This is a genomic window from Pseudorhodoferax sp. Leaf265 (assembly GCF_001422365.1).
GTDB lineage: Bacteria > Pseudomonadota > Gammaproteobacteria > Burkholderiales > Burkholderiaceae_C > Pseudorhodoferax.
Genome location: NZ_LMMT01000004.1, coordinates 86798 through 101851, shown reverse-complemented (window position 1 = coordinate 101851; position 15054 = coordinate 86798). Strand labels below are relative to the sequence as shown.

Here is a 15054-nt window from a genome sequence, read left to right as displayed (position 1 = left end):
CCGCCAGGCGGGAGCGAGCTTGTTTGGGGCGGCCCGGCACGGCGCTCATCCCTTTGCGGCTGGATAGGTCTCGAACTCCACGTTGGCAAGCACCTCGCCGACCTTCTCGACGCGGCGGATGTACTGGTCCTGCACGATGTCGCGGGTCTTCGCGTCGATGGCGATGCGCCCGCGCGGGCTGTCCAGCTGCAGGCCCTGCATGGCCTGCCGCAGCGCGGCGCCGTCGCTCTTGCCGCCGGTCTTCTGGAGCGCGGCGTAGATGGCCGCCATGCCGTCGTAGGCGGCCACGGCCATGATGGTCGGCCGGGCCTTGGCGTCGCGCTGGGCCTTGAAGTCCCGCACGAAGCGCGCGTTCAGCTCCGACTTGTGGTGCATGGAGTACGGGTAGACCGTGGTCAGCCCCAGCGCGCGCTCGCCGATGGTCTCGATGATGGCCTCGTCGACGATGTCGCCCGTGCCCACGAGCTGGATGCCGGCTTGCTCCAGACCCTTCTCGCGGTACTCGCGGATGAAGGCGGGCGCCACGTCGCCGCCGTTGACGAAGGCGAACAACAGGTCGGGTTTGGCGTCTTTCACGCGCTGCATGTAGGGCGAGAAGTCCAGCGTGACCAGCGGCGTGCGCACGCTGCCCACGATCTCGCCGCCCGCGGCCTTGTAAGCGGCCAGGAAGGCGGCCTCGGCGTCGTGGCCGGGCGCGTAGTCGGCCACGATGACATAGGCCTTCTTCGACCCCTTCTGCGCGGCCCACTGCGCGATCGGCGGCACCGTGTTGGGGTAGTCGAACGAGGTGCGCACCATGAAGGGCGACTTCTCGGTCAACTTGGCCGCGGCCGCATTCATGACCACCATGGGCACCTTGGCCTGCGTGGCAATCGGCGCGACCGACAGCGCGTTGGGCGTGAAGCCGAAGCCGGCCAGCACGCTGACCTTGTCGCGCACGATGAGTTCCTGCGCGTGCCGCTTGGCCAGTTCGGGGTTGGGACCGGCCACGTCCTTGACGATCACCTCGACCTTGCGGCCCGCGACGCTGTCGCCGAACTGCTTCTGGTAGACCGCGATGCCGGCCTGCATCTGGCGGCCGAACTCGGCGAAGGGGCCCGACATCTCGGCGATGAGGCCGATGCGGATGGGGTCCTGCGCAGCGAAGGCGCGTGGCAGGGCCAGGCCGAGGGCGCTGGCGGCGAGCAGGTGGCGACGGTGGAACATGGAGGACTCCTTGGAAGGGGGATCAGGCGGGCTCTTCTTCGATGCCGACGCCGAGGAACTTGTCGAGCAAGGCCTGGTCTGCGGCGAGCGCAGCGCTGGGGCCGGCGTGCACCACGGTGCCGCGCTCCAGCACGATGGCCTGGTGCGTCATCTCCAGTGCGAGCACCGGGTGTTGCTCGACCACGATGGAGGCCAGGCCTTCGCTCTCACACAGCCGGCGGATCGCTTCGGCGAGTTCCTCCACGATGATGGGCGCCAGGCCCTCCATGGGCTCGTCGAGCAGCAGCAGCAGCGGGTTGGTCATCAGCGCGCGGGCGATGGCCAGCATCTGTTGCTCGCCACCCGAGAGCTGGTTGCCGTAGTTGCCGCGGCGCTCGCGCAGGCGCGGGAAGAGGCCGTACACGCGGTCCAGGTTCCAGGCGCCGGGGCGGGCGACCACGGTCAGGTTCTCTTCCACGGTCAGCGAGGGGAAGACCTCGCGTTCCTGAGGCACCCAGCCCAGACCGGCGCGCACACGCTGGTGGGCAGGCAGCCTGGTGATGTCCTGGCCGCGCCAGCGGATCGCGCCGCCTGTCACGCGCGTGTTGCCCATCAGCGTCTCGAGCGTGGTGGTCTTGCCCACGCCGTTGCGGCCGAGGATGGCCAGGCTCTCTCCGGCACGCAGCGAAAAGCCCAGGCGGTCCAGCACCACGGCGTTGCCGTAGCCGGCGGTCACGCCATCGAAGGCCAGCAGTTCAGACATGGGTGGCCTCCTTGCGGATACTGACGTGGGTCTTGCCCAGATACACCTCGCGCACGCGCGGGTCGTGGCCGATCTCGGCGGGGGTTCCTTCGGTCAGGATGCGGCCGGCCACCAGCACCGAGATGCGCCGCGCGAAGCGGAACACCAGCTTCATGTCGTGCTCGATGAACAGCACGCTGATGTCGTCGGGCAGCTCGGCGATCACGTCGAAGAGTTCGCCGCTCTCGTCCTCTGGCACGCCGGCGGCCGGCTCGTCCAGCAGCAGGATGCGCGGCCGCGCGGCCAGGGCCAGCGCGATCTCCAGAAGCCGCTGCTTGCCGTAGGCCAGTTCGGCCACGGGCACGTTGGCCAGCGCGTCCAGCCGCAGCCGGGCCAGCAGCGCGTGGGCTTCGTCGAAGGCGGCCTTGCTGCGGCCGAACGGGCGCCACCAGGTCGCGCCCTGGCCCTCGCGCTCGTGGATGGCCAGCACCACCGACAGCAGCGGCGTGAGGCTGGGGAACAGCGTGTTGATCTGGAAGGTGCGCGCCAGCCCGCTGCGCGCGCGCCGGTCGGCTGGCCAGGCGGTGATGTCCTCGCCGTTCATGCGGATGCTGCCGGCACTGGGCTTGTAGATGCCCGTGAGCAGGTTGATCAGCGTGGTCTTGCCGGCGCCGTTGGGGCCGATCAGCGCCTGGCGTGCGCCGGGCGCCAGCGAGAGGTTCACATCGGCCACGGCATGGAAGGCGCCGAAGCTGATGCCCAGGCCCTGCGTCTGCAAAGCGGTAGTCATAGAGAACCTCCAGCCTGACGGCCTGCGGTGCGAGCACCTTGGGGCGGCCCGGCGGTGCTCGTCGCGTGCTCCTTGGTGCGGATGCGGCGCGACAGCGCGCCCATGATGCCGCCGCGGCCTAGCATGACGGCCGCGATCAGGAAGATGCCGAGCCAGAACATCCAGTACTCGGGGTTCATGTCGGCGAACCAGTCGTGCACCAGCATGTAGACGATGGCGCCGACGAGGCCGCCGTACAGCCGGCCCGTGCCACCCAGCACCAGGATGATCAGCACCTCGGCCGAGCGGTTGAAGCCGATGGACTCGATGCCCACGAACTGCGTGGTCTGCGCCAGCAGCGCACCGGCCACGCCGGCCACCGCGGCCGAGAAGCCGTAGGCCATGCGCAGCCGCGCCTCCACCGGCGAGCCGATGGCCAGCATGCGCTTGCGGTTGTCGTGGATGCCGCGCAGCGCCAGCCCGAACGGCGAGCGCAGCACCAGGCGCACAAGCAGGAACATGGCCAGCACCACACCGAAGGCATAGAGGAAGGCGGTCTTGCCGAACAGGTCGAACGCGAACACGCCGAACACCGGCGACACGTTCATGCCCTGCAGCCCGTCGCTGCCGCCCGTGATGGACGAGAGCCGGTTCGCGAGTTCGTAGAGCAGCACGCAGACGCCGATGGTGATCATGAGCCGCGTGAGGTCGGCGCCGCGCACGATCAGGTAGCTCAGCGCGTAGCCCAGCGCGCCGGCCACCACCAGCGCGGCCAGCAGGCCGCTGAAGGGCTCGCCCCAGCCGTGCTTGGCCAGCAGGCCCGCCGTGTAGGCACCTGCGCCGAAGAAGGCCGCGTGGCCCACGGTCAGGATGCCGGCGTAGCCCAGGGCCATGTCCAGCGCCACCGCGAACAGGCCGAAGATGAGGATCTGCGACAGCAGCGTGAGGTGGTCGGGCGCGAGGAAGAAGCTGGATGCCAGCGCGAGCCAGAACAGAACCTCGGCCGCGCGCAGCTGGCCCGGGCTCAGGGTGACGGGTTTCATGCAATCCCCTTCTTGGGCACGATGCCGTTGGGCCGCAGCAGAAGCATGGCGATCATGAACACGTAGACCAGGAAGGCGCCGGCTTCGGGCAGGTAGTACTTGCCCGCCACGTCGACGATGCCGACCAAGAGCGCGGCGATGAAGGGCCCGGTGATGGTGCCGGCCCCGCCCACGCAGACCACGATCAGGAAGTACACCATGTACTTGAGCGGGAACGAGGGCTCCAGGCCCAGCATTCCCAGGCTCAGCGCGCCGCCCAGGCCGGCCAGGCCGCAGCCCAGCGAGAAGGTCAGGAAGAACAGCCGCTGCACATGGATGCCCGTGCCGCCCGCCACGCGCTGGTTGTCCACCGCGGCGCGCACCATGGCGCCGTAGCGCGTGCGGCCCATGGCCAGCATCAGCAGCACCAGCACGGCCACGCCGCAGACGATCAGGAAGGCGCGGTAGCGGCTCAGCTCCAGGCCCGCAACGCCGAACTGGCCCTGCAGCGCCGGCGGCAGGTTGAACGGCAACATGGTCGGGCCGAAGAACCAGGTCAGCGCCGCGATCGACACGAACACCACGCCGATGGACAGCAGCACCTGGTCCAGCGGGTGTGCGCGGTACAGCCGGCGGTAGAACGCGAACTCCAGCACGGCACCGAGCAGCGCGGCGGCCACGAAGGCCGCGGCCAGCGCCACCGCGTACGGCAGGCCGAGCTGGTTCATCAGCACCGCGGCCGTGTAGCCACCGACCACTGCGAAGCTGCCGTGCGCGAGGTTGACGAAGTTCATCAAGCCCATGGTGATGGACAGGCCCACCGCCATGAGGAACAGGAGCATGCCGTAGGCCGCTCCATCGAATAACACGATGCCCATGGGATTCCCGATGCGGGGCACGCGGCGCCCGAAGGGGCGCCGCGTGCCGAGGTCAGCGCCTTGCGCGCAGGCGGAAGGCAACGCTGAACAAGTCCTCGCGGCGCGCGCATCCCTGGATCGGGCGATCTGCTTCGTTGCAAATCCTCGCGATAGCTTGGGCTATCGCTGCGGTTTGCGCCTTGCATCTCATCCCGATCCAGGGCGCGCGCACTCGCGAAACTTGTCCCGCGTCGCCTTACTTGGCTTCCTTGGCCGGGTCCTTCACGCGGTCGAACTTGTCGAACTCCACGTTCACGAGCTTGCCATTGGCCTTCTCGGTCTTGCGGATGTAGACCGTCTGCACGATGTCGCGCGTGGCGGCGTCGATCTCGATGGGGCCGCGCGGGCTTTCGAACTGCAGGCCCTTGAGCGCTTCCATCACCTTGTCGCCGCTGGCGTCGCCGCCGGTCTTCTTGAGCGCGAGGTCGATGGCCGCCATCGCGTCGTAGGCCGTCACGGCGAAGTAGCTCGGGCGCATCGTGCTGCCGAACTGCGCCTCGAAGTCCTTCACGAACTTCTGGTTCTTGGCCGACGGGTGGGCGAACGAGTAGTGGTGGCTGGTGACGAGGCCCAGCGCCACGTCGCCGGTGGCGTCCAGGTAGCTGTCGTCGGTGGCCTCGCCGGTGGCGTAGAGCTTGATGCCGGCCTCGTCCATGCCGCGTTCCTTCCAGACCTTGAGGAAGGCCGGCGGCATCACGCCCGAGGGGAAGAAGAAGAACACGGATTGCGGCTTGGCGTCCTTGATGCGCTGCACGTAGGCCGAGAAGTCCGGATTGCTCATGGGCGTTTTCAGCTCACCGACGACCTTGCCGCCGCCCTGCTCGAAGGCCTTCTTGAACGCGGTCAGCGAATCGGTGCCCGGCGCGTAGTCGGCCACCACCACATAGGCCTCCTTGGTGCCGTTCTTGAGCATCCAGCGCGCCATCGGGTCGGAGACCTGCTGCACCGTGAACGACAGCCGCGCCACGTAGGGCGAGGCGGCGGTGATGCCCGAGGAGGACGCATTCATCACCACGGTCGGAATCTTGGCCTGGGTGGCGACGGCGGCCACGGCGTAGGCGTTGGGGCTGAAGTCCAGGCCCGTGAGGATCTGCACCTTGTCGCGCACGATCAGCTCCTGGGCGATGCGCTTGGAGGCGTCTGGGTTGGCGCCGCCCGTGTCCTTCTTGACCACCTCCACCGTGCGACCCGCGATCTTGCCGCCGTGCTCCTTGAGGTAGAGCGCCACGCCCGCGTCGAACTGGCGGCCGTAGTCGGCGTAGGGGCCGGAGTAGGTGCCGATCAGCCCGATCTTGAGCGCATCCTGGGCATGGGCGGAACCGGCGATGCAGGCCAGGGCCGCCATGGCGGAGGCGGCGAGGAGGGAGCGTTTGGTCATCGTCATCGTGGGGAACTCCGTGGGAAGGATCAGCCGCGAGGCTGGAGGATGGAAAACGGTTTGAGGTCGGCCGCGGGGTCGGCCAGGGCCTCGGCGGGGATCTGTGCCCGGCCGGCGATCAGCTTGCGCGCCAGCATGTGCTCGGCCGGCCGGTTGACCGAGTGTGCGGCCACCACCACGCCGTCGCGCAGGTAGAACAGCGTGAAGCGGTCGTCGGCCATGTCGCCGCGCAACACGGTCTGGTCGCCATGGGCGGGGATGCCCGCCATCTGCAGCTTGAGGTCGTGCTGCTCGCTCCAGAACCAGGGCACGGCCGAGAGCGGCTGCGGCTGGCCGACCAGCACCGAGGCTGCGGCGCGCGCGCCGTCGTTGGCGGCCTGGATGGATTCGAGGCGCAGGCGGCCATGGGGCAGTTCCATGTTGGCGACGTCGCCGGCGGCCAGGACGTTCGGCGCGCCGGTGCGGCCGCAGGCATCGACGAGGATGCCGCCCGCGCAGGCGATGCCGGCCGCCTCGGCCAGCTCCACGTTGGGCAGCACGCCGATGCCGAGGACGACGAGGTCGCACGCCAGCTGGCGGCCGTCGTCGAGCAGGACCGACTCGACATGGCCTGCCGCGTTGGCCAGCAGGGCCTGGACGCCACGGCCCAGCTCCAGCGCCACGCCGCGCTGGCGGTGCGCTGCGGCCACGTAGTCCGACATGGCGGGCGGGAAGCTGCGCGCGAGCAGGCGCGTCTGCCCTTCGAGCACGGTGACCTGGGCGCCGGCGGCCGTCAGCGCGGCCGCAACTTCCAGGCCGATGAAGCCGCCGCCGACCACGCAGGCGCGCGTGCCCCGGCTGGCGCTGGAGACGGCCGCGTGCACGGCCAGCGCGTCGTCCAGCGTGCGCAGTTCGTGCACGCCCTGCAGGGATGCGCCGGGCACGGTCAGCGGCCGGCAGCGCGCGCCCGTGGCCAGGGCCAGCCAGCCGTAGTCCAGGTGGCTGCCGTCGGCCAGCTGCACGCGCTGGGCCGCGAGGTCCAGCGCCGTGGCGCGCGTGCCCAGGCGCAGGTCGATGTTCTGCTCGGTGAAGAAGTCGGGGCCGCGCAGCGCGAGCTGGTCCACGGCCGTCTTGCCGGTCAACAGGCCCTTGGACAGTGGCGGACGCTGGTAGGGCGCATGCGTCTCGTCGCCGAGCAGCACGATGGGTGCGTCGAAGCCGAGTTCGCGTGCGGACGCCGCGAGCTGCACGCCCGCGTAGGAGGCGCCGACGATGACGAGTGCCTCGGCCATCAGACCTGCGTCTCTGGCACGCGCACCGTGAGGCCGTCGAGGTCTGCCGTCACGGTGATCTGGCAGGAGAGCCGGCTGTTGGCGGCGCGCGCGCTGGCCGTGCCGTCCAGCAGTTCGTCTTCCATCGCGTCGGGCGGCACCAGCTTGGCGAGGAAGGCCTCGTCGACGTAGACATGGCAGGTCGCGCAGGAGCAGCTGCCGCCGCATTCGGCGTCGATGCCGCGGATGTTGTGGCGGATGGCGGTCTCCATCACGCTGGCGCCAGGCTTGGCCTCGACGCTGCGCGTGCTGCCGTCTTTGAGGATGTAGTGGATCGTGGGCATGGCGTGTTCCTAGAACATGTCGAAGTATTCGCGGTGCTCCCACTCGGTGACTTCGAGGTTGAAGCGTGCGATTTCGGCCTGCTTGATGTGGCAGTAGTAGTCGACGAAGGGCTTGCCCAGGCCTTCGACCAGCACGGCGTCGGCCTGCAGCGCAGCCAGTGCCGCGTCGAGCGAGCGCGGCAGCTGTTCGGCCGGGGTCTCGTAGGGTGCATCCGCCGAGGGACCCGGGTCCAGGCGCTCGGCGATGCCGTGCAGGCCGGCGAACAGCTGCGAGGCCAGGTACAGGTAGGGGTTGGCCGTGGGCTCGCCGACGCGGTTCTCGATGCGCGAGGCGTTGTCGCCCGGCGCGCCCAGCACGCGCAGCATGGCGCCGCGGTTGTCCTGGGCCCAGATCGCGCGGTCGGGTGCGAGCGAGAACGGCCGGTAGCGCCGGTAGCCGTTCAGCGTGGGGCTGGCCAGCGCGGCGGCGCCTACGGCGTGCGCCTTGAGGCCCGCCAGGTAGTGCATGCCGAGCGGACTCAGCACGCTGCCGCCGGCCTCGGGCATGAAGGCGTTGCCGCCGCCCTTCGCATGCTGCAGCGATTGGTGCAGGTGCCAGCCGCTGGACATCACGTTGGGGATCTTCGGCCGGCACATGAAGGTGGCGTGGTAGCCGTTGCGCTGGCAGATCTGCTTGATGGCGCTGCGCAGCAGCACCATGGTGTCGGCCGGCGCCATGCCGACCGTGGGGCCGAACACGAGTTCGAACTGGCTGGGGCCGAACTCGATCTCCAGCGAGTGCAGCGGCAGGCCGAGCGCCTGCAACTGCGTGCGCAGCAGGTCCATGAGGCCGTCCACGCGGTCGTAGCGCAGCTCGGTCAGGTACTGGTGGCCGTGCGTGAGCAGCGAGACGGCGGGCGGCGTGCCGGGCTGGCCCGCGTCGGCCAGCGCCATGTGCGCCTGGTCGAGCTTGAAGACGTGGAACTCCACCTCCAGGCCGGCCACGAATTCCAGGCCGCGCGTGCCGAGCCGGTCGATCGCGCGCTGCAGGATGCGGCGCGTGGCGAAGGGGCAGGGCTGGCCGTCCTTCATGTAGGCGTCGCAGAGCACCCAGCCCGTGCGCGGTGCCCAGGGCAGCATGCGGAAAGTGGACGGGTCGGCCAGCACCACGAAGTCGGCACCGCCCTGCAGGCCTTCGAGCGCGAAGCCGCCGCCGGCGGAGAACACCGGGAACACCGAGCGGTGCGAGGTGTCCTTGGCCAGCAGCGTGCTCGTGAGGTTGACCCCGCGTGCGAGCGCGCCGCGCGCGGCCTCGGCCACCAGGGTCTTGCCGCGCAGCACGCCGTGCTGGTCGGGCCAGGCGAAGCGCAGCACGTCGAGTTCGCCCGCGTCGATGCGGCCGATGATGTCGGTGGCCTGGGCCTGTTGTTCGGCGCTCCAGAGGCCGAAGCGTTCGGCGAAAGTGCTCATCGCGTGGCGCCTCAGGCTGCGGCCAGACGGGCACTGGCCCAGTCGGAACCCCGGCGGCGCGCCAGGTCGGCGTCGACGCAGTAGCTGTCGGTCTTGTCTGCCGCGGCCACGCCGTCAATGGAGGGCGGGCCGGTGAAGCTGCGAGCCTCCGCGGCCGTCGGTTGCATCGGCACGGGCTCGCCAGCCTGCGCGGCTTCGATCGCCTTCACGAGCTGGCGGCGGTACAGCATGATCCCCTTGTCGGTCGTGCCCAGGTGCTCGCGCGTGCGGTCCTGGATGCTGCCCATGGATTCGCAGGCCCACTGGTCGTGTACGTTGATGTCCTCGCCCATGCCGGTGTAGGTCTTGGTGCGCTGTTCCTCGGCGCTGTAGCCATATTGGTTGCGCTTGTTCTTGCGCGAGGTGTAGTCGGGCAGGTCGATGGTCTTCAAGCGCTGCGCGCGCATCTGCTCCTTGTCCACCGGGCCCGTGAAGCTCGTGAAGATGGCGTACCAGTAGCAGTGGTGGTCGTCCACGGGCACGTGCCACTGCGAGATCGTCATCTCGGTGCTCATGGGGATCACGAAGGCCTGCGGGAACACCACGTTGGTCACGCGCACATGGGTCTGCTCGGGCGACAGCGTGCGCAGCGTGGTCAGGCGTATGCCGTAGGGCGCGGCCTCGGCGCGGATCTCGGGCCGGTCGTACTCGCGCAGCACCTGGGTGATGGCCAGGTCCGAGTCCGCCGAGGCGCCGCGGAACTGCTTGCCGTAGCTCTCCGCCGTGTCCTCGTCCTCGTAGAAGCGGTGCAGGAAGGAGGCGTGGGCCGGGTCCATGCCGACCTCCAGCGCCTGCAGCCAGTTGCATTCCCACAGGCCCTTGAACGCGAAGGTGTGGCTGTCCGGCGCGACGAAGCAGTCGAAATCGGGGAAGGCGGGCGGCTCGCCCTCGCCGATGTAGGCGAACACGGTGCCGCTCTTCTCCACCACCGGGTAGGCGCCCTGCCGGATGCGCGTGCAGAGCTTGCTGCCGGTGGGTTCGGCCGGCGTCTCCAGACACTGGCCGCTGGCGTCGAACAGCCAGCCATGGAAGGCGCAACGCAGGCCGCCGTTCTCCAGCCGGCCGTAGGCCAGGTCGGCGCCGCGGTGCGGGCAGTCGCGGTCGAGCAGGGCGGCGCGGCCGCTCTCGTCGCGGAACAGCACGAAGTGCTGGCCCATCAGCTGCACCGGCTTGAGCGGGCGCGGGCCGCGCAGTTCCTCGGACAGGGCCACGGGTTGCCAGTACTTGCGCAGCAGCGTGCCGGCTGGCGTGCCGCGGCCAACGCGGGTGATGAAGTCGTTCTGTTCGGCGCTGATCATCGTGAGCTCCAGGGGTGATTGCAGGTCTGCACGCCGTTGCATGCAATTGGATTCATTGTCGGTATCCTCTGACCTGTGTCAAAGCTTTGCCACACTGTATTGCTCGGGATTTGCCGGCCATCTAGGGGTTTGTCCGACATCAAAACAGTGCATGCCGGCTTGGTTCACTGCAATTTGCAACATATGCATGCAGAAATCGGGCCAATGCGTTTCTGATGCGTGCAGCGAAGCGGGCTTCTACAATTCGCCGCCGACTCCTGCATGCAACGAGGCTCTTCCATGGACTCCCAACAATCCCGCGTGCTCGTCCAGCTGCGCGACATGATCCTGAAGGGCGAATTCGGCCCCGGCGAACGCCTGGCCGAGATCCCGCTGGCCGAGAAACTGGGCGCCTCGCGCACGCCCGTGCGGCTGGCACTGGCCAGCCTGGAGCACGAGGGGCTGATCGAGCCCTCGCCAGCTGGCGGCTACCAGATGCGGCGCTTCACCTCGCAGGAAATCGCCGACGCGATCCGCGTGCGCGGCGTGATCGAGGGCCTGGCGCTGCGCCTGCTGGCCGAGGACGGTGCGCCGCGCCAGCTGCTGCGCGAGCTGCACGATTGCCTGGACGAGGGCGACAAGGTGGTGGGCAAGCCCACCATGGAGCTGGACGACTACGCCGGCTACGTGGAGATGAACGACCGCTTCCACCGCCTGGTGGTGGAGGGCTGCGGCAACGCGGCCGTCAAGCGCATCATGGACATGCTGGACAGCCAGCCCTTCGCCGCGCCCAGCGCCATGCTGCCCATGCAGTCGTCCATGCAGGAGGGCCAGCAGTGGATGCAGCAGGCGCACCGCACGCACCACGCCATGGTGCAGGCCATCGAGAAGGGCCAGGGCTACCGCGCCCAGGCCCTGGGCGAGGAGCATGTGGAGATCGCGCGCATGAACCTGGACTACGCGCTGGAGCGGCCCGAGCTGGCGGCCGAACTCATGCCGGGCATGAAACTGGTGGCGGCGCGGCGCTGAACGCGCGGGGCATGTCGATCCGGCGTCCCGTCGTTCGTCGATGGGGACGGGGCGTTCCTGGATGGGCGCGCCGCTACATCAACCAACCGGAGTGAAGACATGTCCTACATCGATGGTTTCGTGATCGCAGTCCCCACCGCCAACAAGCAGAAGTTCATCGAACATGCCCGCCAGCTCGATCCGATCTTCCTGGAGCTGGGCGCGTTGCGCGTGATCGAGGGCTGGGGCGACGACGTGCCCCACGGCAAGCTCACCGACTTCCACCGTGCCGTGCAGGCCACGGCCGAGGAGACGGTGGCGTTCTCCTGGGTCGAATGGCCGGACAAGGCCACGCGCGACGCCGGCATGAAGAAGATGATGGAAGACCCGCGCATGGACCCGTCCGCGCCGGGCAACCCGCCGATGCCCTTTGACGGCAAGCGCATGATCTTCGGCGGGTTCGAGCAGGTGGTCGAAGTCAAGGCCTGAGCGGCCGGCAGCGGCCGCCCTCTAGGCCCGGCGGGGAGCCGGGGCGCTGGCGCGGTTGCTCAAGGTCAGGGCGCCCATCACGCACAGGGCGCCCAGCCACTCCTGTGCCGCCGGGTGCTGGCCCAGTGCGGCGCCCATCAGCAGCGCGGAGACCGGCACGCCGTTGAGGAACAGCGAGCCCCGCGCCGCGCCCAGCTGCCGCACGCCGTAGTTGAAGGCCAGCACCGCGGCCACGGTGGGGATCACCGCGATGTACAGCAGCTGCGGCAGCACGGCGGACAGGTCCGACCAGCGCGGCGCATCCACCACGCCGGTCGCCGTGGCGCTGGCCGCGACCAGCAGCAGCACCGGCGCCGCCGTCACCGCCGTCAGCCCCGAATACTCCAGCGTGCTGAAGGCCGGCCATCGGGCGCCGCCGCGGGTGTACAGCACCCAGCCGACGGTGCCCAGCAGCATGATCGCGTCGCCCGCCATTGCGCGGCGTGTGGTCGCGGCGCCTCCGGCCAGCCCGGAGACCAGCACCACGCCGACCAACGCCAGCGCCGCCGCGCCGGCCACGCGCGGACCGGGCCGTTGGCCGTCCAGCACCCAGCGCAGCAGCAGCGTGGTGAGGGGCACCGTCGCCATCAGCACGGCGCCGTGCGAAGGCTGCGAGAGCGACAGGCCCGTCATCGTGGCCACCCCGAAAAAACCGTAGCCCAGCAAGCCCAGGACAGACAGGCCAGGCCAGTGCTGGCGCAGCTTGCGCCAGGGTTGCTCGCCCAGGCAGCACAGCAGCAGCGACAGCGGCAGCACCGCGATGGCGTAGCGCAGCGTGGTGAACCACAGGGGAGAGACGTGCGCGACGACCGGCTTGCTGACCAGGAACATGCTGCCCCACGAGCAGGCGGCGAAAAGCAGGGCCAGCACCGGTGCGATGCCCGGCGTGGTGCGAACAGGGGTGGAATCCATGGCGGAGGTGGTGGCAGGAGGAGACGGAAGGCTGCGCAGTCTCCCGCGCAGGCCCCGCGCCGGCCATGCGTTTGTTTCGAACGGGCGTTCGAGGAATCCGAATGCAGCGCGGGCTGCCGCGCCACACAATCGCCGCCATGGAGCTCTACCAGCTGAAAAGTTTCCTGGCCGTGGTGGCCGAGCGCAACCTCACGCGCGCCGCCGAGAAGGTCTTCACCAGCGGCCCCGCTGTCAGCGCCCAGATCAAGGCGCTCGAGGAGGAACTGGGCATCCAGCTGTTCGAGCGCAGCTCGCGGGGCATGTCGCTGACGCCCGCCGGCGAGCGCTTGGCCGACGAGGCCCGCCGCACGCTCGACGCTGCACAGCGCCTGCGGCAGGCGGCGGCGCAGATCCGGGGCGAAGTCGAGGGCGTGCTGCGCATGGGCACGGTCAGCGATCCCATCTCGCTGCGCCTGGGCGAGGTGATGGTGCGCCTCGCCGAGCGCCATCCCAAGGTGGCGCTGCAACTGCACCAGCGGCTGTCGCTGCACAGCGTGCAGGCGCTCAAGCGGGGGGACGTCGATTGCGCCTATGTCCTCAACGGGCAGGACGCGGTCGAAGGCGTGCGGATCCAGCGCCTGGGCCAGCTCGCGCTGGCCGTCGTCCTGCCGACGCGGCTTGCGGCCTCGGCCTGGCCGCGGGACCTGGGGCAGCTGCTGGCGCTGCCGTGGATCGCCACGCCGCCGGACTGCGGCCTGCGACCGGCGATGGAGGCGCTGTTCGGTGCCCAGTCGCGCGAGCTGCCACAGGGCTTGATGGCCGAAACCGAAAGCGCGGTGCGCGGCATGGTCGCCAGCGGCCTTGGCCTCGGCCTGCTGCGGCGCGACCAGGCCGAAGCCGCCGAGCGTGCCGGCGAACTGCGCATCTGGCCGCACTGGCAAGGCGCCACGTGGCTGTGCTGGCTGCAGCGCGACACGCCGCACGAGGAGCCCGCGATCGCCGCGCTGCGCGACCTTGTGACCGAAGTCTGGCGCTGACGCCAGATGACCGCTGGCGCCGTGCGCGCAAGCGGGTTGTGGCGAGCCAGGCCGTCCGCTGTCGGTCCGCGACTACAGCGCTTCGCGGCAGCGGCCGGGCGGCACCGGCGCGCCAGCGGCCGAACATGGCGGCCTGAACCCCGAGAGCGCCATGACCCTGTCCCACCGCCCCCCACGCCGCCACGGTGAAGACGACGGCGAGCCCGAACCGGGCGGCATGCCCGTGGAGCCGGGCGACGGCGCGCCCGAGCCCGGCCGGCCTGCGGAGCCCGACGCCGATGCGCCGCAGCAGCCCGGGCCCTGAGGCGCAAGCCGCGCCCGACCGGCTCGCGCTGCTGCTGGCCGATCCCGCCGGCTTCCTCTGGGGCGTGCTCAAGGCCTTCAAGGCCAACCAGGGCCTGCTGCTGGCCGGTGCGGTGGCGTACTACGCGCTGCTGTCCATCGTGCCCATGCTGATCCTGACGGTCATCGCGCTCTCGCACTTCATCGACGAGGCCGCGCTGCTGGCCACGCTGCGGCATTACCTGGCCTGGCTGCTGCCGGGCCAGTCGGGTGCCATCGTGGCCGAGCTGGGCAACTTCCTCGCGCACCGCGAGGTGCTGGGCTGGGTGCTGCTGGCCAGCATGCTGTTTTTCAGTTCGCTGGCCTTCACGGTGCTGGAGAACGCGATGTCGGTGGTGTTCCACCACCGCGTGGCGATCCGGCGGCGGCATGTCGTCGTCTCGGCCGCCCTGCCCTATGTCTGCATCCTCACGCTGGGCGCCGGCCTGCTCGTGGTCACGCTGGTGTCGGGCGCGCTGCAGGCCATCGGCCGCGAGGAGTTGCATTTCCTGTGGTTGAACTGGTCGCTGGACCATGTCTCCACCGTGCTGCTGTACCTGCTGGGCTTCGCCGGCGAGGTGTTCGTGCTGACCGCCATCTACATGGTGCTGCCGGTGGGGCGGCTCAAGCCCACGCACGCGCTGCTGGGCGCGGTGGCCGCGGCCGCGCTGTGGGAGATCTCGCGCCGCGTGCTGGTCTGGTACATGGCCACGCTGTCGCAGATCGGCCAGGTCTACGGCTCGCTGACCACGGCCATTGCCGTGCTGCTGAGCCTGGAGCTCGCGGCGGCGCTGCTGCTGCTCGGTGCGCAGGTGATCGCCGAGTTCGAGCGGCTGGGCAGCGGTGAACCCGCCGCGGCTGCGGGTTTTCGGACGCCGCGCGCCTCGCACGGGTAGG

Annotated in this window: 16 protein-coding genes; 5 read left to right on the top strand and 11 right to left on the bottom strand. The window is 69.8% G+C overall.

Annotated elements, in window-relative coordinates; all coding sequences use genetic code 11:
- Positions 1–45: 45 nt before the first annotated feature.
- The 10 genes from ASF45_RS06740 to ASF45_RS06695 form a co-directional block, all read right to left on the bottom strand.
- Positions 46–1206 (bottom strand): ABC transporter substrate-binding protein, encoded by a 1161-nt coding sequence (locus ASF45_RS06740; protein WP_056659049.1) that lies wholly within the window; start codon positions 1204–1206, stop codon positions 46–48.
- A 22-nt stretch (positions 1207–1228) separates the two neighbouring features.
- Positions 1229–1948 carry an ABC transporter ATP-binding protein gene (locus ASF45_RS06735; protein WP_056659046.1) on the bottom strand — a complete coding sequence of 240 codons (720 nt, stop codon included), beginning with the start codon at positions 1946–1948 and terminating at the stop codon, positions 1229–1231.
- Positions 1941–2717 (bottom strand): ABC transporter ATP-binding protein, encoded by a 777-nt coding sequence (locus ASF45_RS06730; protein WP_056659044.1) that lies wholly within the window; start codon positions 2715–2717, stop codon positions 1941–1943. Before ASF45_RS06730 ends, ASF45_RS06735 begins: the two co-directional genes overlap by 8 nt.
- Positions 2714–3739: a branched-chain amino acid ABC transporter permease gene (locus tag ASF45_RS06725; RefSeq protein ID WP_082550844.1), complete on the bottom strand. Its 1026-nt coding sequence runs from the start codon at positions 3737–3739 to the stop codon at positions 2714–2716. The genes ASF45_RS06730 and ASF45_RS06725 overlap by 4 nt, the downstream gene beginning before the upstream one ends.
- Positions 3736–4596, bottom strand: a complete 861-nt coding sequence (locus tag ASF45_RS06720; protein WP_056659041.1) for a branched-chain amino acid ABC transporter permease — start codon at positions 4594–4596, stop codon at positions 3736–3738. The genes ASF45_RS06725 and ASF45_RS06720 overlap by 4 nt, the downstream gene beginning before the upstream one ends.
- Before the next feature lie 235 nt (positions 4597–4831).
- Positions 4832–6019 carry an ABC transporter substrate-binding protein gene (locus tag ASF45_RS06715; protein ID WP_082550843.1) on the bottom strand — a complete coding sequence of 396 codons (1188 nt, stop codon included), beginning with the start codon at positions 6017–6019 and terminating at the stop codon, positions 4832–4834.
- 23 nt (positions 6020–6042) lie between these two features.
- Positions 6043–7284, bottom strand: coding sequence for an NAD(P)/FAD-dependent oxidoreductase (locus ASF45_RS06710; protein WP_056659038.1), 1242 nt, complete (start codon positions 7282–7284; stop codon positions 6043–6045).
- Positions 7284–7607 (bottom strand): 2Fe-2S iron-sulfur cluster-binding protein, encoded by a 324-nt coding sequence (locus ASF45_RS06705; protein WP_056659036.1) that lies wholly within the window; start codon positions 7605–7607, stop codon positions 7284–7286. The genes ASF45_RS06710 and ASF45_RS06705 overlap by 1 nt, the downstream gene beginning before the upstream one ends.
- A 9-nt stretch (positions 7608–7616) precedes the next feature.
- Entirely contained in the window at positions 7617–9056 is a 1440-nt protein-coding gene (locus tag ASF45_RS06700) for a glutamine synthetase family protein (RefSeq protein ID WP_056659033.1), read from the bottom strand.
- An 11-nt stretch (positions 9057–9067) separates the two neighbouring features.
- The gene (locus ASF45_RS06695; RefSeq protein WP_056659030.1) at positions 9068–10393 is read right to left on the bottom strand and encodes an aromatic ring-hydroxylating dioxygenase subunit alpha; all 1326 of its coding nucleotides are present in this window, start codon (positions 10391–10393) and stop codon (positions 9068–9070) included.
- Positions 10394–10672: 279 nt separating this feature from the next.
- On the opposite strand from ASF45_RS06695, the gene ASF45_RS06690 reads away from it, so the two are divergent.
- Both ASF45_RS06690 and ASF45_RS06685 read left to right on the top strand, forming a co-directional pair.
- Positions 10673–11401: a GntR family transcriptional regulator gene (locus ASF45_RS06690; protein WP_056659027.1), complete on the top strand. Its 729-nt coding sequence runs from the start codon at positions 10673–10675 to the stop codon at positions 11399–11401.
- 99 nt (positions 11402–11500) lie between these two features.
- Positions 11501–11869 (top strand): DUF1428 domain-containing protein, encoded by a 369-nt coding sequence (locus ASF45_RS06685; RefSeq protein ID WP_056659024.1) that lies wholly within the window; start codon positions 11501–11503, stop codon positions 11867–11869.
- 21 nt (positions 11870–11890) lie between these two features.
- Here the strand turns inward: ASF45_RS06685 and ASF45_RS06680 are convergent, their stop codons facing one another.
- Complete coding sequence (locus tag ASF45_RS06680; protein WP_056659020.1) at positions 11891–12820, bottom strand: DMT family transporter; 930 nt, start codon at positions 12818–12820, stop codon at positions 11891–11893.
- 137 nt (positions 12821–12957) lie between these two features.
- On the opposite strand from ASF45_RS06680, the gene ASF45_RS06675 reads away from it, so the two are divergent.
- From ASF45_RS06675 to ASF45_RS06670, 3 genes are all read left to right on the top strand, one after another.
- Positions 12958–13836 carry a LysR family transcriptional regulator gene (locus tag ASF45_RS06675; RefSeq protein ID WP_056659266.1) on the top strand — a complete coding sequence of 293 codons (879 nt, stop codon included), beginning with the start codon at positions 12958–12960 and terminating at the stop codon, positions 13834–13836.
- 151 nt (positions 13837–13987) lie between these two features.
- Positions 13988–14140 (top strand): hypothetical protein, encoded by a 153-nt coding sequence (locus ASF45_RS35070; protein WP_156472877.1) that lies wholly within the window; start codon positions 13988–13990, stop codon positions 14138–14140.
- On the top strand, positions 14115–15053 hold the full coding sequence (locus ASF45_RS06670; protein ID WP_056659017.1) for a YihY/virulence factor BrkB family protein: 939 nt from the start codon (positions 14115–14117) through the stop codon (positions 15051–15053). Before ASF45_RS35070 ends, ASF45_RS06670 begins: the two co-directional genes overlap by 26 nt.
- Position 15054: the final 1 nt, after the last annotated feature.